We start from the raw sequence: 19462 nt of genomic DNA on the forward strand, positions 1-19462 counted from the left end.
TTCCTTTCGGAAAATTCTATCAATAACAGAAAATTAGGCTAACTCAGTTGCTAGCTCAGGTTTTACTCTAGGTTTAAATGTTTTAACCGCTTCTGCAATATGTCGGATATGGTCCGGCGTCGTGCCACAACAACCACCAACAATATTTACAAAACCTTCTTCCGCCCAATTTTCAATGAAATGCGCTGTTTCATGGGGCGTTTCATCATATTCTCCCATCGCGTTGGGTAAACCAGCATTGGGATATGCGGAAACATAACATTGTGCAATTTGACTTAATTCTTGTATATGCGGACGCATTTCTGCGGCACCAAGTGCACAATTCAGACCTATACTTATAGGATTAGCATGTTTTACAGAAATATAAAATGCCTCTAATGTCTGACCACTCAAAGTACGTCCACTTGCATCAGTGATAGTACCACTGATCATTATTGGTAATTCTGGTTGATTGGTATCTCTGAAATATTTTTTTATGGCAAAAATGGCCGCTTTACAATTCAAAGTATCAAAAATGGTTTCCATTAATAATACATCAGCACCTCCATCCACCAATCCTTTGACTTGCTCATAATAAGCATCCGCAACTTCATCAAAAGTTACCGCACGATATCCAGGATCATTTACATCTGGAGATAGAGAAAGCGTTTTATTTGTTGGTCCGATAGCCCCAGCTACAAATTTTTCGGTCGTATTTTCGGGATGCTTTTTTCTAAAAATTTCAATTGCTTTTTTGGCATTTCTTGCAGATTCGTAATTGATCTCATATACCAATGATTGCATATCGTAATCAGCTTGCGCAATAGAAGTTCCACTGAACGTATTGGTTTCCAATATATCTGCTCCAGCTTCCAAATATTCTAAATGAATATTTTGGATCATTTCCGGTTGAGAAAGACTTAGTAAATCTGAATTGCCCTTTACGGGTGTGTGCCAATCTTTAAATCGCTCTCCTCTATACACTTCTTCGGTGGGCTTGTGGCGTTGTATCATGGTTCCCATCGCCCCATCGATGATTAAAATGCGTTCTTTCAAACACGCTTCTAATGTCTTCATAATATCAATAGATTGGAACTAAAACGGGCGGAATTTTGAAGTAAATATCCGGGCGTTTATTAGTTCAATTATTTAATTCAGGCCGAACAATAAACAAATCCGCCTGCGAGTTGCAAAGTTACAATATTTTTAGGTAGTAAATGAATCGGGAAAATCAATCTCTACATTCTTTTTTCTTGATAAAAAAGAATCAAAAAATCAAGTCTGCAATAAGGCAAATGCTATCGCACCGTAAAAATGTACGCTTCAGGCACTGTTTTATATTATGTATTCCTCTAGAAATTTGATGACGTATAAAACGCCATTCCGCTTCATTTTTACTTTTACTGTATTGCCGACTGTCGATTCCGCTTAGAAAATAATTATTCTGGCTTTATAAGCAATAAATGATCTTCAATTACTTATATAGAAAATAAGTTAAAAGTTTCATGAACTTGTCGTCTGACAGCAAAGTATAGAAAATGGTGAAGCTGTGTTTTCTGCGTGTATCACAACAGATTTTAAATATAAATTGTCCGCAGAAAATGTACACGATCTATTTTCAAATGTTCCGAAGGATTGCCTTCAGACGACTTGATCTTTTGGTTACTTTTCCATTCAAGGGAAAAGTAACATTAATATTATTACAATTGTAAAGTCCTCTGCGAAAGAATGCGTAGAAGCGGATATAACATTTAGTAGATTCACACAAGCAACGCTTTACTAATGCTTGCGCAAGAAAAATCTCAAATAGATTTGAAGATTATTTTACATAATTCTCTACGGGAAGTCGATTCGTAAGACTGCGCCCTAAAGTCATTTCATCTGCATATTCCAACTCGCCTCCAAAGGCAATGCCACGGGCAATAGTGGTTATTTTACAAGGAAGATCTTGCAACTTGCGTTGGATATAAAAAATAGTTGTGTCTCCTTGAATATTTGGATTTAATGCAAATATCAATTCTTCCACCTCGTCATTTTTTACACGTTGGACTAACTCATCGATGTGTAATTGTTCGGGTCCAACGCCATCCAAAGGGGAAATAATGCCACCCAAAACATGATATACTCCATTAAATTGTTGGGTATTTTCAATAGCGATAACATCTCTGATATTTTCAACGACGCAAATTTGTTTTTGTTTGCGTGAAATATTGGCACAAATATCACATAAGTCCGCATCACTGATATTGAAACATTTTTTACAATATTTAATCTCCGAGCGCATTTTAGCGATAGCATCACTGAATTTTTTTACGTCAGATTCTTCTTCTTTCAATAAATGTAAGACCAGGCGCAATGCAGATTTTTTACCAATGCCGGGCAGCTTGGCAAATTCATTTACCGCATTTTCCAATAGAGAAGAAGATAATTGCATCATGTATTTAAATCCTTATTTTTTAATTTTTATTTGCTAGCGCTTTTTAAGAAGATTTCTTGTTCATTATCCCAATTGGCTTTAAATCTAAATTTACTTTTGATTTTTTCTACTAATTCAGGTTGTTTTTTGTCTTTGTAATTACCAGGATCCCAATGCATATTTTGATTTGTATCATATAATATACGCATTCCATATTCTCCTGGAGGATATAATTTTCTCACAACTCTTTTGTTTTCAATCAACAAGGAATCGACGATTTTATTATTTTGTAATAAATCCAAAACTGGGTGTCTAGACATGTCAATATCTGGAAATGAAATCAAAATGCTTGCATAATCCGCTTCTTCTTGTGTGTGAAAAGAAATGGTATCGTTTTTCGCTAACCAACCGTCTGCGCTGTCAATAGCAGCAGTGCTATCCAAAATTATTTTGAAATATTCATTTTCTTTCCACGGAAAATTTACTACAAATTTAGAATTGGTTGTATCGGATTTTAAAGGCAGTAAATGCATATCTGGTATGCGAACAAAATTCGTATCTAAAAATACTATTTTGGTGGTATCCAACTCTTTGAGTGGTTGACTAAATGTGAAATAGAGTGGATTTAGTAAATCTTGTTTGCTATCTTTCAAGGATAAATTGACGGTCAACTGTTCTTTCTTTTCTTTTTTCTTTTTATCCTTTTTTGAATGTTCTTCTTCGTTTGGAGGAGGCGTATTACCATCTCCTCCACCATTCATTCCGCCATTTCCATTACCTCCTTTTTCTTCTTTAAATTCCTGATAGGCATATAATTGCACATTATTAACATCCGTCGAATCCGTAAGTGTTAGAGGCTCATTATAAAAGGCAAAGATCTGGGTACTGTCTCTATACTCTTTGGAATAATCATTTGGTAATGCATAAATATTGTAAGTCCCAATAGGTAAAAATTTGAATTTGAATTTGCCAGCAGAATCGACCCTCGTATAATAGTCAGGAGGTAATGTTTGGATTGCCGTATCATTCAAATTTTTGGTATGCAAAACAAGAATTAAAGTTGTATCTACATTGCCCGTTTCCGCCATGGTGACTCTTCCATTTATCTCCCCTTTATCCAACTTATCACCTGTGGAAAATGCATATATATAATTTCTAAATGGATTTCCTTCATTCACGTCCTTAATACTTCTTCCAAAATCAAATGAATAAGTTGTATTTGGTTTTAATGTGTCTTTTAGGTCGATAGTTATTGTTTTTAATTTGCTCGTCACCTTTGGAACCTTTTTTTGGTAGGGCGATACAATTAATTGCTCTTGCACATTATCTAATGCAATAAACTCATCAAATGTCAAAATGATTTGCTTGCTTGTAAAATTGGTTGTAGAGTCGTTGGGTACTGCACTTAATAGAACTGGAGGCAGAGAGTCTTTAGGACCTCCGCTTGGGGGTACGATTACGGCACAACCAGTTAAGGAAATGCTCCATGCGACCAAACTACAAAATATAATAACTGGTATTACTAACTTTAAAAATCTTGAATATGATAGTGCTGACATGTATCTGAATTATTCCAAATTGCAAACTTATTATTTAGATTGCTAAATCTTCTATAAATGATGCGATATCTTAAGATTAAAGCACATTTTGGTAAGAGATTTTGCGTGCTAAATTACAATAAATACAATCGGGTTGCTGACAACCTTTTTCAAAATTCAATTTATGAATATTATTCCAAGTTTTGAAAATTTGATTTTGAACTATTTGCTCCTCTCTTTCGGAAATTGTAAAAGTGATTTTTTCTAAATTCCCAGAGGATGGATTGGGTTCCAAAAAGTCAAATTCTACTTTTTTTACTTCCCAATTTTTGGGAGATTGATCCAATAGCATTTTGTAAAAAACTGCTTGTCGCCAATAGGCTCCACCTTTTGGATTGTCCGAGTTAGGTGTGATCAAGCGTTCTATTCCTTTGCTAAATCTGCCAGATTTATAATCGACAATTGTAATATTTCTACCCGAAAATTCTATTTTATCTACAAAACCTTTCATAGGAATATTATCGGAATTAAAAGATTTGAAAAAAGATTCTAACAAGACAATTTTATTCCAAGTCTCTATATTTTCCTTTACAAAAAGTAAAAGTGCATTTTCCCCTTTATCTAAATAATTATCAAAAGTATCTGGCAAAAAAGAAGCTTTGTTCTCTTGCATATACCGCTCAAATTGCTCCCATATAAGATCAAATGGAGGAAATTCATTTGCGCGATCATTTTTCATTGCTGCAAAATATTTTTCTAATGCAAAATGAATTGCAGATCCATAGGTTGCTGCACTATTTTGAGGTTGCGGTATTTTGATAAATTGGATAAAATAGGATTCGATTGGGCATTCCAAATAAGTATTCAAAGACGACGCACTTAATACAAATTTGTTAACAATGGGTTGAATCAATTCTTTGGAAAATGGAAAAATAAAATCCGTTATTACTACTTTTGTTTGCCTACGCTCAATGGCTAATTTTTCAATTATAGGTAAGAGTTCTTTACTGTTTTTGGGTAAATAATTGGCAAGTATTTCTATAGAAATATGTTTTTTTACAAATTTCAAATTGGAAATTTCCAAACTAATTTTTTCCCAATTATCGGCTTTTGCAAATGAAAAAATGCGAGTGATAAATTTCACCGCCTCATGAAGTGGAGTAGTTTCTAATGCTGAAAAAAGATCAATTTTTACATTAGCAACTTGCGTTTCCATAAATTTTCTAAAAGAGGAAATGCTATTTTTTCGCTGCTTTTGTTGATTCCAAAGGATACAATTTTGGGCGATTTCATTCGCGGGAATTTGAAAAATATGATTGTGTAAAAGTTGAAAATACCAAGCTTCTCCACCTTGCTCAATCACCATTTCCATATGCAAAAATTGTAGTAAAATATATAGGTCATCGTAAAACCAAGCCGCATCATTCATAATGGCAATGTTACAAAAAAAGCGTATTTCCATGAGAGGAAATACGCTTTTTTAAATGTAGAATTTTAGGAGACTAACCTGGCATTCTAGAAATATATTTTTCAATTTCTTTAATTTGGCTAACCACTTCTTTGGACGTCGGTTTGCATGCTTTACATTTTCTAAAGAAATCTTTTGCTGCACGGAATTCTCTTTTGTTCATAAAAATCTGACACATACCCAAATAGGCAATTGCTTCACTTTCTTTGTCTGGTATACCGGCTCTGATAGCAGCTCTAAGGTTAGATTCAGCCCCTTTCATATCTCCTTTTTGCATTGCCATCATTCCCAATTGTAATTTATTGGCACCTTCTGCTTCTGGCATTGCAGATCCTAATTGAGAACTTTTTTTCAAATGCTTTTCTGCTGTTTCAAAATCCTGATTGGCCATCGCTAGATTTCCTTGCAATGTGTAATAAGTGGAACGAATAGGTTTGTATAAAAGGTTGGGAAACCAAATGCTGTCCATGATTTTTTTAACTTCTTCGATATTGCCACTTTCCATTGGTTCTTGTATCAAACGCATTGGTCCAATGAAAAATTGGGAAAATAAACCAATTACACCCAAGAAATACAACAAAAATGAAGGCCAGAAACCTGCATAAATATTGACAACAATAGCTAGAACGATTGCTAAAATACTCAACCAAAAACGGTATTTTATAATTAGATTGTAAAATTTCATACTTAAAAATTGGTGGGCAAATATAGCATAAGTAATCGTGTATTTGGAAATATAGCATAAGGAAATTCGATTAGGATATATTTTTATCCATTTTAAAATAGCAAATTTCAGATTTAACCTTATTTTTGTCGCCCATCGGTCTTGTAGTTCAATGGATAGAATAGAAGTTTCCTAAACTTTAGATCCAAGTTCGATTCTTGGCAAGACCACCACTTATTTATAATATAGGCCATTGTTTAATTGCTAGTTATATAATACTAACTTTTTTTAAATACAACCTTTTACTATTAATCAAAATGAAAAAAGCAATTTTAGCATTTCTATTTGCAGGCGGTTTATTAGGCGCTTCTGCACAATCTCAACATGGTGGCGTTTCTTATGGTTTTAACGCTGGTATGAGTTTATTTAATGTGACAAATAACGATGGGGGAAAAAGCATTACAGGTTTTTCAGGTGGAGTTTATGTTTCTCTTCCAATTTCGAAACAGGTATATATTCAACCTGAGTTAAATTATCAAATGCAAGGGACAAAAGCAACAGATATTTCCAATGGGGGCTCTTCTTATGATGTGAAATACAAAATGAATTATTTGAATCTACCTGTTTTGGTGAAGTATAATTTACCTGAAACTAATTTCAGTATTTATGCTGGTCCTCAATTGGGGTATTTAACGGACTCTAAAATTGATGCTTCTGGATATGGTAGTTATAGTGCTAGAGATATTATGAATAAAGTTGACTTTGCAGGCGTTTATGGTTTGGAATATTATTTTCCTATAAATAAAGTCAATGCATTTACTATTAACGCAAGATATTCAACGGGATTTACCAAAATATTAAAAAGTGATTATACTTCGGATGATTCAAATGGTAAACACAAAGGATTTACATTTACCGTAGGTCTAAGATTCTAATTTTAGGCGAAAAAAATCTAATACAAAAAAAGCTCGATGTCTCTAGATATCGAGCTTTTTTACTCCAAAAATTTACGCTTGATTTACGTATTTATAGGTACTAAAACTTCCTTTTAACTCTGAGGATTCAAAAAAGGAAATGATGGAATGACTAATCGATTTCATCTGTTCAATAGATGTTTCGATTGGGAATTTAATAATCAGATTGACAAATTCGCTACCCAATAAGGAAAGATTTACTCCTAATTCCTTAAACGAAGTGGGTAATGCATTGTTTAGAATTGTCTCCAGATGATGTCCGTTTTGTGTTTCTTTTTCCATGAATAATGATTTACGTTAATAAAAACTAATTCCAGTACGTGAAGGCAGTTGAAAACTAAATTTGTATAAACGTTTATTGCTAAGAATTGTTCGGTAGTTATACAAAGTTCATAATTATTTAAACTTGATAAGTTTTAATAATTACTGTAATTTGGCTTGAACCAAATAAAATCATCTTATGAAAAAGCTTGTTATTGCATTATTTTCCTTCCTTGCTTTAAGTCAAGTTTCCGCCCAATCGCAATCTGTAGATTACCGTACAATCCCAGTGTCAAATAAACAATTAGGGGAATTCCCATTTTTTGAATTTCCTATCTCTCTGAAAGCAATGAATATACCTTATCAAAATGCGGATGATCATTTATTTATTCCTATAAATGGCAAATTCAAGGAATTTACAGGACAAGTTTGGCGTTCATTTGTACAAGCGAATGGAGAAAATTGGAGTTTATTTTCATTTAATAAAAAGATTTCTTCTTGGATTGTATCTAAAGGCGGGGTTCCCGTTTATAAGGGAAAAATTGCGAGATCTCAACTAGATTTAGTAAAAGAAAAAATGGATTATGCAGGAGCAGAAGGTAGTATTGACTATTGGAATAATCCTGTCAACGTATATATCATAAAGCAAGCAGATAGAAATATATTTGTACAATTCAGTGGAAATACGGCTAGTGGAGAGATTCAAATTATTGAAACTAAAGAAGGTTTTTAAATTTGCAATATTTTTCGCTGGACTTTTCAATTATAAAATGAAGTGCTGAAATTGGTAGATTGTTTCGAAAAAAGCTATTTTCATTACATATCTAAATATTTTTAAGCAAATTCGCAATGCGATTTGACTAAAAGAAAATTGAAAATATGTACAGAAACGCAAAAATTATACGAAATATTTTACTTAGCACTTGTGCTTTTCCTTTATTTACTTTTGCCCAAAATGCGCCCCAGCCTTATGGAGTATTGCCCTCAACACGCCAGTTGCGTTGGCAAGAGATGGAGATGTATTGTTTGATACATTTTACGCCCACAACCTTTCAAGATAAAGAATGGGGATATGGTGATGCCGATCCCAATTTGTTTTATCCGACAGATTTTAATCCAAATCAAATAGCAACAGCTGCTGCGGCTGCGGGTATTAAAGGATTAATTATTGTTGCAAAACATCATGATGGATTTTGTCTTTGGCCTACGAAGGCGACAGATTACAATGTATCTCATTCTAAATGGGAAAATGGAAGAGGTGATGTTGTTGGCGCATTTATGAAGGCTGCAAAACTAAATCATTTAAAGTTTGGAGCCTATTTATCAGCTTGGGATCGCCACGATACGCGTTATGGAACAAGCGCATACACCGACGTTTATCGGCAAGAGTTGACAGAATTAATGACGCATTATGGTCCTCTTTTTATTTCTTGGCATGATGGTGCAAATGGTGGAGATGGCTATTATGGAGGGAAAAATGAAAAAAGATTAGTGGATCGTACTTCTTATTACGATTGGGATACGAAGACTTGGCCAATTGTTAGAAAGTTACAACCTAATGCTGTAATTTTTTCGGATATTGGTTGGGATGTTAGATGGGTAGGGAATGAGGATGGCATGGCATCAGTTCCATCTTGGGAAACAATTACCTTGCAAGGTTTGAATGGAAAAAAGCCCGCTCCTGGAGAATCTAATACGGATAATAATCCCTCAGGTGTAAGAAATGGAAATCAGTGGATTCCTGCAGAATGTGATGTCCCTCTTAGACCAGGTTGGTTTTATCATAAAAAAGATGATGGTAAAACTAAAACTCCAGATGAGCTATTTGACTTGTATATCAAATCTGTGGGTCGTAGTGCGTGTCTAGACTTAGGATTGTCACCTATGCCAAGTGGGCAATTAAATGAGGAAGATGTGAAGACTTTACAAGCTTTTGGACAGAAAATAAAGCAAACATTTGCCCACAATATTGCAAAATGGGCAATTATTGAAGCCTCGAACGTTCGTGGAAAGTCGGAACAATTTTCTCCTGAGAAGATTTTGGATGCGGATAGATATTCCTATTATGCTACAGACGATGAGGTACACGATCCAACTTTAGAAGTCCATTTGAATGATACTACTCCCTTTGATATTATCCGACTACGCGAAAATATCAAATTGGGGCAACGGTTGGATAGTGTGCGTATTGAATATTGGGAAAATGGGCAATGGAAATTTTTGATTAAAGGGGAGAGTGTTGGCGCTAATTTGTTACTCAAATTGGATCGTCCAATATCGACAGAGCGTTTAAAAATTCATTTGTATGCACCCGTTGCTCCTACGTTGAGTGATTTTGGACTTTTTAAAGAATCCCAAATTGCATTTAAAAAGACTACCTCCAATACTACTATTTATCTTAATACCACCGACTACACAGTTCTGGATGCTAATATTTGGAAAAATGCGCTAGATGGAAATTCAAACACTTTCGCAGATGTACCTTCTACTCAAAGTATTATATGGAAATTAAAAGTGCCTATTTCTGGTATTGAATATTTGCCAAGGCAAGATGGAAAAAAAGAAGGTTTGTTGAAGAAGTATGAGATATGGACGAGTCTAGATAATATTCATTGGGACAAATTACAATCTGGTGAATTTGCGAATATAGAAGCAAATCCAATTTCTCAGAGAATTCAATTAAGTTCAGTATATAAAGGAACTTATATTCAATTAAGACCTATTTTAGAAGGTAGTAGTAATTATACTTCTTCCGAGTGGAAATTATTTAAATAGATGAAGTTGATCCTATATTAAAAAAGGCTATCCAAATTTTTTGGATAGCCTTTTTTAATATAGGATCTTGTTTTAATTACGATTTAATGCTAAAGTGACGGTTTTTCCAATGTCTGCGGGGCTAGAAACCACATGGATGCCACATTCTTTCATAATGCGCATCTTTGCGGCTGCGGTATCTTCTTCTCCGCCGACAATAGCGCCCGCATGCCCCATTCGTCTACCCGCAGGTGCAGTTTGTCCAGCAATGAAACCAATAATAGGTTTTTTTGTATTATCTTTTATCCATTTGGATGCCGTTGCTTCCATATTTCCGCCAATTTCTCCAATCATTACAATTGCTTCCGTTTCAGGATCATTTGCCAATAATTCGACGGCTTCTTTAGTTGTCGTTCCGATCAATGGATCTCCACCGATACCGATAGCAGTAGATATTCCTAGACCAGCTTTTACTATTTGATCAGCCGCTTCGTAAGTTAACGTTCCTGATTTGGAGACTATTCCAATTTTCCCTTTTTTGAATACGAATCCAGGCATAATTCCGACCTTGCATTCTTCTGGCGTAATAACTCCTGGGCAATTCGGACCAATTAATCTAGAATCTTTATCAGAAAGATATTGTTTGACTTTAACCATATCTTGAACAGGTATACCTTCTGTTATACAAATGATCAATGCAATTCCTGCTTCTGCGGCTTCCATAATAGCATCTGCAGCAAATGCGGGAGGTACAAATATGATGGAGACATTAGCGTCCGTTTGGTCTATTGCATCTTTTACCGTATTAAATACGGGCTTGCCCAGATGTTTTTGTCCTCCTTTCCCTGGGGTAATTCCGCCAACTACTTTGGTTCCATATTCTAGCATTTGTTCGGCATGAAAGGTACCTTCATTTCCCGTATACCCTTGGACGATGATTTTTGAGTTTTCATTTACTAATACAGACATTGAATCGTTTTTTATGTACTAACAAATATATGTTATTATTTTAGCAGCAAAGAAATATAAAAATTAAATACTCATTTTTGATATAACTCAAATTGAATCTTTATTTACCTTATATATTTGCTTAAATGTTGAAAGATTATCCCTCAGTGGCTGTTGTTATTTTGAATTATAACGGAAAGAAATTTTTAGAAAAATTTCTCCCTTCCGTTTTGGGTACCAATTATCCCAATTTAAATATTGTCATCGCAGATAATGCATCAACTGATGATTCGGTCATTTTTGTAAAAACAAATTACGCTACGCAAATAAATGTGATCGAACTCAAAAATAATATAGGTTTCGCGGGTGGTTATAATGAGGCGTTGCAATATGTAGAAGCGGAGTATTTTGTCTTACTTAATTCGGATGTAGAGGTAACAGACAATTGGGTGATGCCTATTATTGAATTAATGGAACAAAATCCGCAGATTGGGGCTTGTCAACCCAAAATCCGATATTATGAGGATAAGAAAATGTTGGAATACGCTGGCGCTGCAGGTGGTTTTATAGATAGATGGGGTTATCCATTTGCACGTGGACGCATTTTTGATACTTTGGAAGAGGATTGTGGTCAATATAATGATATTGTTCCCATTTTCTGGGCGACTGGTGCGGCATTATTTATAAAGAAAAATGCGTGGGTGGACGTAAAGGGATTTGATAGTTATTTTTTTGCACATCAAGAGGAAGTTGATCTTTGTTGGCGCTTGCAATTGCTCGGTTGGAAAGTTTATTCTTGTCCTCAATCCGTGGTATATCATGTAGGCGGAGGTACTTTACCAAAATCGAACCCACGCAAATTATATCTCAATATTCGTAATAGCTTGATCATGTTATCCAAAAATCTCGATAAGAAGGAAAAGTTTGGAAAGCTTTTGTCTCGTCTTGTTTTGGATGGTGTTTTTGGGGCGAAATTATTTTTGACTGGCAAATGGCGAGAAGTATGGGCGATTATTCAAGCTCATTTTGGGTATTACAGATGGTATTTTACGGTAAAAAAAGAGCATAATTTGACTGCTGTTCCGCTGAGAATGCTAGATGGAGTTGTGAATCAATCAATTGTATGGGCTTATTATGCAAGAGGTAAGAAATATTTTTCTGAAATAATTAGGAAAAAGTAAGGAAAATATAATTCTAGCACTTATTTTTGCCGAGCGATAAATGACGTAAGTATGACAAACGAACAATTGCACGAAGAATACGAAGCTCTGAAGGAGCAGGATTTAAGATATAACAGAGTATCAACCTCTCGTTTATTATTTTATGTAGGGTTACTTTCTTTTATTTGTTTTGTAACAGGATGCTGCTATCAATTGCATAAGCATAGTTATGCAGGTAAACCAGATGTGGACGTACAATCCAGTTCTAAGTTTATTCCTGAGTATAAGTAAATTTTTTACAAAAGATTTGGTGGATTAAAATATTCTACTATCTTTGCAGCCCTCGAAAGAGAAATAAATTAGTTCTTTAGAAAAATAAGCAATCATTGCGGAAGTAGCTCATTTGGTAGAGCACAACCTTGCCAAGGTTGGGGTGGCCGGTTCGAGCCCGGTCTTCCGCTCAGAAATATTTATTTATTTACTGGATTGCCCTGGTGGTGAAATTGGTAGACACGCAGGACTTAAAATCCTGTTGGCAGCAATGTCAGTGCGGGTTCAAGTCCCGCCTGGGGCACATTATTTATAAGATTGCAAGCGGAAGTAGCTCATTTGGTAGAGCACAACCTTGCCAAGGTTGGGGTGGCCGGTTCGAGCCCGGTCTTCCGCTCAGAAATCATTGTCCTGCATTTTATGCAGGATTTTTTTTGCATATATCTATCGTAAATGCAATAAATTGACTTTAATCTTGTTTTAATGGCTATATGAATGTGCGCATAGCATTTCTTCTTTTTCTTAGCTTTTGTTTTTCTTTTTCCATTGAAAGTCAGGCACAATCGAATAAGAGAATTAAAAAAATTGCAACTAAAGGAATGGTTTTTTTGGATGCGAATAGCGTAGTGCCACAATCATTTCATATAGATGGTGTTGATACCTCTTACTACACCTTAGATTACATCAATGCATTTTTGATATGGAAAAAAGCATTTCCTAATAAAGAATCTGTAACGGCTACTTTTCGCGTATTTCCCTATAAATTTACGACTAAAACACAACGATTTAGTTATGATAGTATTATTAATATTAATATCGGATCGCAACGTAGCGTTGCACGCAACTACCAACTAAATGATAAAAGTGAAGACCTTTTCAACTTTGGAAATATTGATTACAATGGTAGCTTTGGTAGAAGTATTAGTTTTGGTAATAGTCAAGATGCTGTTTTTAATTCACAATTTAATCTTCAGATGAATGGTTATATTGGTGATAGTATTCAATTGGCTGCGGCATTGACAGATAATAATCTGTCTATACAGCCAGATGGAACTACTCAGCAACTCAACGAATTTGATCAAATTTTAATTCAATTTAAAAAGAGAAACTGGGAGGTCGATTTAGGCGATATTGACTTACGTCAAAATAATAATTATTTTTTAAGCTTTTATAAGCGCCTACAAGGTGTTACATTGGCATTTCAATCCAATGTCGGTAAGAATATTAAGAGTCGCACTATTTTTAATGGAGCGATTGCTAAGGGTAAATTTGCAAGAAATGTATTGGCTGTCACTGATGGAAATCAAGGACCATATCCATTAACAGGTAATAATAATGAAACATATTTTGTTGTACTTGCTGGTACGGAAAAAGTATTTATGGATGGTGTACAATTACAACGTGGGCAAGATCAGGATTATGTAATTGATTACAATACTGCACAGATAACATTCACCTCCAAAACAATGATTAGTTCAGATAAACGTATTCAAGTAGAGTTTGAATATGCCGATCGTAATTATCTTAATTCTATGGTTTATGTAGGTAATGAGACTCAATTTGGTAATAAACTTAAAGTCAATGTAGCTGCGTATACTAACAATGATGCTAAAAATTCTCCCATAAACCAAACCTTGGATACAGATCAAAAACAATTTCTTGCTGATCTAGGAGATAGTATTAATAAAGCATATTATCAAAATGTATCACCGCAAGCATTTGACGCAACATTGATTATGTATAGAAAGACAGATACTATTGTAAATGGTATCCACGATTCTGTATTTGTTTATACCACAGATTCTTTGCAGGCAAAATATGCGCCTTCATTTATCAGTGTTGGTACCGGTAATGGAGATTACGTATATGTGAGTAGTGATGCTAATGGTAAGGTATATCAATGGGTGGCGCCTGTGAATAGTGTTAAACAAGGTAATTATGTACCTGCTCAATTTTTAGTTACACCAAAAAAACAACAAATTGTCACTACTAATATCGCCTACCAATTAGATAAAAATAATTTACTACAAGTACAATTAGGTGCAAGTAAATATGATGTGAATACATTTTCAGAAAAGGATAAAGGGAATGATAATGGAATTGGTACAAAATTGAACTATACGCATTTAAGTGAGCTAACGACAGATAATCATCACTATAATGTGAAGACTGATCTGGGTTATGAATATGAAAATGCAAATTTTAGGCCTGTAGAGCGCTTACGTCCAGTAGAGTTCTCGAGAGATTGGGGATTGCCAATTCTTGCAGATTCAACAAGCGAAAGAATTGCAAGTTTCTCCGTTTTGGCAAATGATGAGAAAAAAAATCAATTACAATATCAATTAGGAAGTTATACTAGAGGAGATGGTTATAAAGGAATTAGAAATACTTTGCGACATGTTCAAATGACGGAGAGTGGATGGACATTTAATGAAATGTTGAGTCTGACAAATATGACTTTACCTGATTCTAAAGGTTATTATTTAAGACCTACCTTAGAAATTAGTAAAATGCTGCGGCATTTTCATAATTATAGCATTGGTGTAGGGTATTTATTAGAAAAAAATAAAGTAACGTTTAATGACTTTGATTCTATTAATCAGAATAGTTATGCATTTGAAACGATAACTGCATTTATAAAGTCGGATATGTCTAAAACGAATAATTGGACATTGTCTTATTACACCAGAAAGGATTGGTTACCGACAAATAGTATTTTGACAACCTCGACTCGAAGTGATAATCTTAGTTTTACTGGTCAGTTATTTTCAAATAAGCACAATCAGTTTAAATTAAATATGACGTATCGGCAGCTACATGTAAGTGATACTTTGTTGACTACTCAAAAGCCTGAAAATACGTTACTAGGTAGATTGGAATACAATTTCAACGAATGGAACGGTTTGTTAGTTGGTAATGCTTTTTATGAAATAGGTTCAGGACAAGAGCAAAAAAGAGAATTCTCTTATATTCAAGTTCAGGCTGGACAAGGACAATATACTTGGATAGATTATAATAATGATGGAGTCGCCCAGTTAAATGAATTTGAAATTGCATTGTATAAAGACCAGGCAAATTATATTAGGCTGTATACACCATCAGGTGATTATGTAAAGGCGGATTATACACAATTAAACTATAGTTTTTTATTAAATCCATCGGTACTTTTTGATGCAAAATCTAAGGGTATGAAGAAATTTGCAAGGCGATTTAATTTGCAGTCTTCTTTGCAAACTAATAAAAAAAATATCAGCCAAGGAGGGATTCAATTTAATCCATTGCAGGGGGCAATCTCAGATTCAGCGTTGTTAGATTTATCCTATATCTGGAGTAACACGTTATCTTTTAATAGAAATAGTACGGTTTGGGGTGCAGATGTGACCAATATTCTGAATTATGATAAGTCCCTGCTAACTTATGGATCTGAAAGCAATCAATTGAATCAATGGACATTTAAGGAACGTCTAAACATTAATAGAATATATACTATTGCCTTTCGACAAGATTTAAATTTAAATAAATTATCAAATCCTTCTTATTCTAATCGAAATTATAGTTTAAAACGTATTTATTTATCACCATCTATTACTTATACCGCAGGAAGTCACTTTAGAATATTGAGTACGTATGAATTTTATACAAATAAAAATTTGGAAGAATATGGAGGTGAAAAAGCTGTTAGCAACGCTGTATCTATTGAGAGTAAATATAATTCGTTTCAAAGTATGAGCTTGTCTGGTAAATTCACTTTTAATCAAATTTCATTTAATGGAGATGCTAATAGTACCGTGGGATATACAATGTTAGGTGGGTTGTTGGCTGGCAAAAATTTATTATGGAATGTGAATTTTACTAAGCGTTTGCTGAAAAATTTAGAATTGACTTTTCAATATGATGGTCGCAAGCCTGCACAATCTAGAACCGTTCATATAGGAACCGCAACCATCCGTGCAGTGCTTTAATTGTGGATATTCTTATCGAGAATTTAATGTGTGTTTACCTATCTTCGCCATCTTAAAAACTTATTATGGCATCGTTTGAAATTATTGGGAAATTAGTTGCTAAATATGATACCGTTCAACGAACAGCAACTTTTAAAACAAGGGAATTTGCAATTGAAATATCAGAAGACGCGAATGGTAGAGTGTTTACGAATTATGTAAAATTTCAATGTGTACAAGACAGAACTGAAATGTTAGATCGTTACGATATTGGTTCTCAAATAAAAGTGACTTTCAATTTGAGAGGTACAAAATGGGAAAAAAATGGACAGATTAATTATATAACGAACTTAGATGCATGGCGTATCGAGGCGGTGCAATTGGGTAGCAATACAGGTACTCCTGCAGCAGGAGCGAATTTTACACCTGATAATTTCCCTGCGGATCAAGGCGTTGATGATTTACCTTTTTAGTTGAGAATTCAACCTTATTATGAGCAACTTTTCGTAAAGAAAAGTTGCTTTTTTGTATAAGCTTAAATAAAAATTCTTCACTTTAGCGCATAAAAAAAGCCGGCATAAAAATGCCAGCCGTTGCTAACCTATGAAAAACACCTACACAAATATATAGGCTGTATTTTTCATAGCCAAGAAATATATAAAAGATTTTTATTTTTATTTTCATATGATTTAGAATTAAAAATTAGGTAAGTAGAAATTAATCATATTTCAGATAAATAAACATATTTTTGGTTCTGTTTTTGAATAAGAAGGGAAACTCTTAGGGAATATGGAAAATGTAATTTTTGAATTTATAGTACTCAATTTGGATGATGAACAGCGATATCGCATCTTGATATTGGCTTCAGAAGGTACTTCTAAGCGAGCGTTAAATGTACAAGTCAAAAAAGATCTAGGTACTAAAAATTATATTGAACAAAGTGATCGAATGGTTCAGCCTGCAGATTTTGGCCAATATTTGAAGGAGATGGCGAAAGCTCCGATGGTGATGAAGTTGAAAGAAATATAGTTGATATGTTTTCAAATAAAAAAGCGCAAGTAAATTTAATTTACTTGCGCTTTTTTTGTGGAGCTGAGGGGGATCGAACCCCTGTCCAAACGTGGTCATCATAAGTCTTCTACATGCTTAGTTCCTTATTATTTGTCGGTAATTAACAGGACAGAAACCAACCAATTAATCACTTAGCTGCATAATCTTTTGTGTCAGGCACAGCCTACTAACACAGCATCCCGTTTTATTTGTTGAGTCGGCGGCGGAGCTTGGTAACAGAACAACCTGCTCAACGCGGCCCTAATGACTGATTAATCACTGATTAAGCAGCCATGGCATAATTGTTATTGCCATTTAAAGTTTGAATATTCAGATTTGAGTGCTAATTATACAACGCACTGCATGCTTATACCTACCACTCCTCACGCTGTCGAAACCAAGTACAGCCCCATATAATCAAAGATCGAGCGAACAAAGTTAGTAAATATTCTAATTATCTACTATTTTTTCTTATTTTAATACAGTTGTGCACATAGTTGAATAAAATTTTTTTAATTTCAAGTAGATATAGTTTTATTTTGTTAGGAACAGCTTAAGCTACTAAGTATCAATATGAAAGAAGCGGAAATACAAGCATTAATGCATTTAATGGATGATCCAGACGATGAAGTGTTTTCTATCGTTACCAATCGTCTATTTGACTATGGCATTCCTGTAATTCCGCATCTAGAAGCTCTTTGGGAAAATACAGATCAAGCTCTTGTGCAAACTCGTATTGAAGATACTATCCATAAAATACAATTTAATACACTTGAAGTAGATGTAGCAACATGGTTACATAGCGAGGAACAATCTTTATTAGAAGGAACGATTCTGACCGCACGTTATCATTTTCCAGACTTATCGGTCGATAATTTCAAAGACACTATTGCTAAAATCCGACGGATGATCTGGTTGGAACTCAATGATTATTTGACTCCTTTAGAACAGTTGCATATTTTCAATAGTACCTTATACCATTTCTACAAATTAACGGGTTTGAAATATAATTATAATGGTTACGATGCCTTTTTGTTGAATAAAGTATTAGAAAAAAGAAAAGGAAATGCCTTGTCTAACGGTATTTTGTTTCAGATATTGGCGAGTATGTTGGATTTGCCTATACGGGCTGTACAAGTTCCAAATCATTATTTATTGGCATTTTTTAGAGTTGATTTTTATTCTATTTTGGGAAATGAAAATTTGGAAGATCAAGAGATTTTATTTTTTATCGATGCGGCTTCTGGTAATACTTATTCCTATCCTGATATGATTAAATATTTGGATAAAGTTGGTTGTCTAAATGCAAAAAAAGAATTTAAAATTTTAAGTAATACGGCTATCATCGCGCACTTATTTGGGGAATTGGCACAATGTCAAAATGCGACTACTGACTTTCATCGCAAGAACGAGTTAGAATATCTAGCACGTCTAGTTAAAAATTATATTTAGCGAAAACTTTTAGGCTCGTTTTTTGTCATATATACATAAAAACAAAATTATATGGCAAAGAAAGCAGATGTATTAGATTCAATTGAGTTGAATTATGCTCCAATTAATATTGGCATCAGTGACAAAAATGCCCAGATTGTAGCAAATAAGTTACAAATCTTACTAGCTGATGAAGAAGTCCTTTATGCAAAAACGCGTAATTATCATTGGAATATTGAAGGTCCTAATTTTATGGAAATTCATAAGTTCTATGAGTCCTTATATACAGAATTAGCAGAAACGATCGACGAAGTAGCTGAACGTATACGCAAAATCGGACATTATGCGCAAGGTAGAATGCAAGATTTTTTGGAACAAGCAAGATTGTTAGAAGGAGATTATACCAATGATCAAAAAACACAAATGCAAAATTTGTTAGAAGATCATGAAACTTTGGCTCGTGAGATCAGAGAAGATATTAGTGAAATCGATGAAAAATATAAAGACACAGGTACCTCTGATTTCTTAACTGGTTTGTTGAAGGATCACGAACGTTGGGCTTGGTTCTTAAGAAGCTATTTGGGTGGCAAAAAATAATTTGAAAACAT

Annotated in this window: 17 protein-coding genes, 4 tRNA genes and 1 other RNA gene; 14 read left to right on the top strand and 8 right to left on the bottom strand. The window is 34.2% G+C overall.

Features of this window, described 5'->3' with window-relative positions:
- Positions 1 to 33 precede the first annotated feature (33 nt).
- The 5 genes from E0W69_RS20370 to E0W69_RS00460 form a co-directional block, all read right to left on the bottom strand.
- Positions 34 to 1056 carry a homocysteine S-methyltransferase family protein gene (locus E0W69_RS20370; protein WP_191967921.1) on the bottom strand — a complete coding sequence of 341 codons (1023 nt, stop codon included), beginning with the start codon at positions 1054 to 1056 and terminating at the stop codon, positions 34 to 36.
- A 742-nt stretch (positions 1057 to 1798) separates the two neighbouring features.
- Complete coding sequence (gene recR / locus E0W69_RS00445; RefSeq protein ID WP_225321349.1) at positions 1799 to 2416, bottom strand: recombination mediator RecR; 618 nt, start codon at positions 2414 to 2416, stop codon at positions 1799 to 1801.
- A gap of 26 nt (positions 2417 to 2442) precedes the next feature.
- On the bottom strand, positions 2443 to 3954 hold the full coding sequence (locus tag E0W69_RS00450; protein ID WP_131328074.1) for an Ig-like domain-containing protein: 1512 nt from the start codon (positions 3952 to 3954) through the stop codon (positions 2443 to 2445).
- A gap of 76 nt (positions 3955 to 4030) precedes the next feature.
- On the bottom strand, positions 4031 to 5395 hold the full coding sequence (locus E0W69_RS00455) for a RecB family exonuclease (RefSeq protein WP_131328075.1): 1365 nt from the start codon (positions 5393 to 5395) through the stop codon (positions 4031 to 4033).
- Positions 5396 to 5435: 40 nt separating this feature from the next.
- Positions 5436 to 6086, bottom strand: coding sequence for a tetratricopeptide repeat protein (locus tag E0W69_RS00460; protein ID WP_131328076.1), 651 nt, complete (start codon positions 6084 to 6086; stop codon positions 5436 to 5438).
- A 137-nt stretch (positions 6087 to 6223) separates the two neighbouring features.
- Between E0W69_RS00460 and E0W69_RS00465 the strand changes: the two genes are divergently transcribed.
- Positions 6224 to 6298, top strand: a tRNA-Arg gene (locus E0W69_RS00465).
- A gap of 84 nt (positions 6299 to 6382) precedes the next feature.
- Positions 6383 to 7000: a porin family protein gene (locus tag E0W69_RS00470; protein ID WP_131328077.1), complete on the top strand. Its 618-nt coding sequence runs from the start codon at positions 6383 to 6385 to the stop codon at positions 6998 to 7000.
- Between the two features lie 72 nt (positions 7001 to 7072).
- Here the strand turns inward: E0W69_RS00470 and E0W69_RS00475 are convergent, their stop codons facing one another.
- Positions 7073 to 7321, bottom strand: coding sequence for a hypothetical protein (locus tag E0W69_RS00475; protein WP_131328078.1), 249 nt, complete (start codon positions 7319 to 7321; stop codon positions 7073 to 7075).
- Between the two features lie 178 nt (positions 7322 to 7499).
- Between E0W69_RS00475 and E0W69_RS00480 the strand changes: the two genes are divergently transcribed.
- Both E0W69_RS00480 and E0W69_RS00485 read left to right on the top strand, forming a co-directional pair.
- On the top strand, positions 7500 to 8033 hold the full coding sequence (locus tag E0W69_RS00480) for a hypothetical protein (protein WP_131328079.1): 534 nt from the start codon (positions 7500 to 7502) through the stop codon (positions 8031 to 8033).
- A 146-nt stretch (positions 8034 to 8179) separates the two neighbouring features.
- Positions 8180 to 10075: an alpha-L-fucosidase gene (locus E0W69_RS00485; RefSeq protein ID WP_131328080.1), complete on the top strand. Its 1896-nt coding sequence runs from the start codon at positions 8180 to 8182 to the stop codon at positions 10073 to 10075.
- 72 nt (positions 10076 to 10147) lie between these two features.
- On the opposite strand, the gene sucD is transcribed toward E0W69_RS00485, so the two are convergent.
- On the bottom strand, positions 10148 to 11023 hold the full coding sequence (gene sucD, locus E0W69_RS00490) for a succinate--CoA ligase subunit alpha (protein ID WP_131328081.1): 876 nt from the start codon (positions 11021 to 11023) through the stop codon (positions 10148 to 10150).
- Between the two features lie 125 nt (positions 11024 to 11148).
- Here sucD and E0W69_RS00495 point away from each other — a divergent pair, with 125 nt between their 5' ends.
- The 8 genes from E0W69_RS00495 to E0W69_RS00530 all read left to right on the top strand — a co-directional run bounded on the left by E0W69_RS00495 (position 11149) and on the right by E0W69_RS00530 (position 17402).
- On the top strand, positions 11149 to 12183 hold the full coding sequence (locus E0W69_RS00495) for a glycosyltransferase family 2 protein (RefSeq protein ID WP_131328082.1): 1035 nt from the start codon (positions 11149 to 11151) through the stop codon (positions 12181 to 12183).
- Positions 12184 to 12234: 51 nt separating this feature from the next.
- Complete coding sequence (locus E0W69_RS00500; protein WP_131328083.1) at positions 12235 to 12453, top strand: hypothetical protein; 219 nt, start codon at positions 12235 to 12237, stop codon at positions 12451 to 12453.
- A 97-nt stretch (positions 12454 to 12550) separates the two neighbouring features.
- Positions 12551 to 12623, top strand: a tRNA-Gly gene (locus E0W69_RS00505).
- A 27-nt stretch (positions 12624 to 12650) separates the two neighbouring features.
- Positions 12651 to 12736, top strand: a tRNA-Leu gene (locus E0W69_RS00510).
- A gap of 20 nt (positions 12737 to 12756) precedes the next feature.
- A tRNA-Gly gene (locus tag E0W69_RS00515) sits at positions 12757 to 12829 on the top strand.
- Between the two features lie 202 nt (positions 12830 to 13031).
- Positions 13032 to 16394, top strand: a complete 3363-nt coding sequence (locus E0W69_RS00520) for a hypothetical protein (protein ID WP_131328084.1) — start codon at positions 13032 to 13034, stop codon at positions 16392 to 16394.
- A 65-nt stretch (positions 16395 to 16459) separates the two neighbouring features.
- The gene (locus tag E0W69_RS00525) at positions 16460 to 16846 is read left to right on the top strand and encodes a DUF3127 domain-containing protein (RefSeq protein WP_131328085.1); all 387 of its coding nucleotides are present in this window, start codon (positions 16460 to 16462) and stop codon (positions 16844 to 16846) included.
- Positions 16847 to 17162: 316 nt separating this feature from the next.
- On the top strand, positions 17163 to 17402 hold the full coding sequence (locus tag E0W69_RS00530; protein ID WP_131328086.1) for a hypothetical protein: 240 nt from the start codon (positions 17163 to 17165) through the stop codon (positions 17400 to 17402).
- A 55-nt stretch (positions 17403 to 17457) separates the two neighbouring features.
- Here the strand turns inward: E0W69_RS00530 and ssrA are convergent.
- Positions 17458 to 17834, bottom strand: a transfer-messenger RNA (tmRNA) gene (gene ssrA / locus E0W69_RS00535).
- Between the two features lie 162 nt (positions 17835 to 17996).
- Here ssrA and E0W69_RS00540 point away from each other — a divergent pair.
- Positions 17997 to 18875, top strand: coding sequence for a transglutaminase family protein (locus E0W69_RS00540; protein WP_131328087.1), 879 nt, complete (start codon positions 17997 to 17999; stop codon positions 18873 to 18875).
- A 51-nt stretch (positions 18876 to 18926) separates the two neighbouring features.
- On the top strand, positions 18927 to 19451 hold the full coding sequence (locus E0W69_RS00545) for a Dps family protein (RefSeq protein ID WP_131328088.1): 525 nt from the start codon (positions 18927 to 18929) through the stop codon (positions 19449 to 19451).
- The last annotated feature ends 11 nt before the right edge of the window (positions 19452 to 19462 follow it).

This window comes from Rhizosphaericola mali, assembly GCF_004337365.2.
GTDB lineage: Bacteria > Bacteroidota > Bacteroidia > Chitinophagales > Chitinophagaceae > Rhizosphaericola > Rhizosphaericola mali.

Excerpts from the sequence above, each read along its gene's own strand:
- E0W69_RS20370 (WP_191967921.1), bottom strand. The coding sequence starts at position 1,056 with ATGAAGACATTAGAAGCGTGTTTGAAAGAACGCATTTTAATCATCGAT.
- recR (WP_225321349.1), bottom strand. The coding sequence starts at position 2,416 with ATGATGCAATTATCTTCTTCTCTATTGGAAAATGCGGTAAATGAATTT.
- E0W69_RS00450 (WP_131328074.1), bottom strand. The coding sequence starts at position 3,954 with ATGTCAGCACTATCATATTCAAGATTTTTAAAGTTAGTAATACCAGTT.
- E0W69_RS00455 (WP_131328075.1), bottom strand. The coding sequence starts at position 5,395 with ATGGAAATACGCTTTTTTTGTAACATTGCCATTATGAATGATGCGGCT.
- E0W69_RS00460 (WP_131328076.1), bottom strand. The coding sequence starts at position 6,086 with ATGAAATTTTACAATCTAATTATAAAATACCGTTTTTGGTTGAGTATT.
- E0W69_RS00470 (WP_131328077.1), top strand. The coding sequence starts at position 6,383 with ATGAAAAAAGCAATTTTAGCATTTCTATTTGCAGGCGGTTTATTAGGC.
- E0W69_RS00475 (WP_131328078.1), bottom strand. The coding sequence starts at position 7,321 with ATGGAAAAAGAAACACAAAACGGACATCATCTGGAGACAATTCTAAAC.
- E0W69_RS00480 (WP_131328079.1), top strand. The coding sequence starts at position 7,500 with ATGAAAAAGCTTGTTATTGCATTATTTTCCTTCCTTGCTTTAAGTCAA.
- E0W69_RS00485 (WP_131328080.1), top strand. The coding sequence starts at position 8,180 with ATGTACAGAAACGCAAAAATTATACGAAATATTTTACTTAGCACTTGT.
- sucD (WP_131328081.1), bottom strand. The coding sequence starts at position 11,023 with ATGTCTGTATTAGTAAATGAAAACTCAAAAATCATCGTCCAAGGGTAT.
- E0W69_RS00495 (WP_131328082.1), top strand. The coding sequence starts at position 11,149 with ATGTTGAAAGATTATCCCTCAGTGGCTGTTGTTATTTTGAATTATAAC.
- E0W69_RS00500 (WP_131328083.1), top strand. The coding sequence starts at position 12,235 with ATGACAAACGAACAATTGCACGAAGAATACGAAGCTCTGAAGGAGCAG.
- E0W69_RS00520 (WP_131328084.1), top strand. The coding sequence starts at position 13,032 with ATGGTTTTTTTGGATGCGAATAGCGTAGTGCCACAATCATTTCATATA.
- E0W69_RS00525 (WP_131328085.1), top strand. The coding sequence starts at position 16,460 with ATGGCATCGTTTGAAATTATTGGGAAATTAGTTGCTAAATATGATACC.
- E0W69_RS00530 (WP_131328086.1), top strand. The coding sequence starts at position 17,163 with ATGGAAAATGTAATTTTTGAATTTATAGTACTCAATTTGGATGATGAA.
- E0W69_RS00540 (WP_131328087.1), top strand. The coding sequence starts at position 17,997 with ATGAAAGAAGCGGAAATACAAGCATTAATGCATTTAATGGATGATCCA.
- E0W69_RS00545 (WP_131328088.1), top strand. The coding sequence starts at position 18,927 with ATGGCAAAGAAAGCAGATGTATTAGATTCAATTGAGTTGAATTATGCT.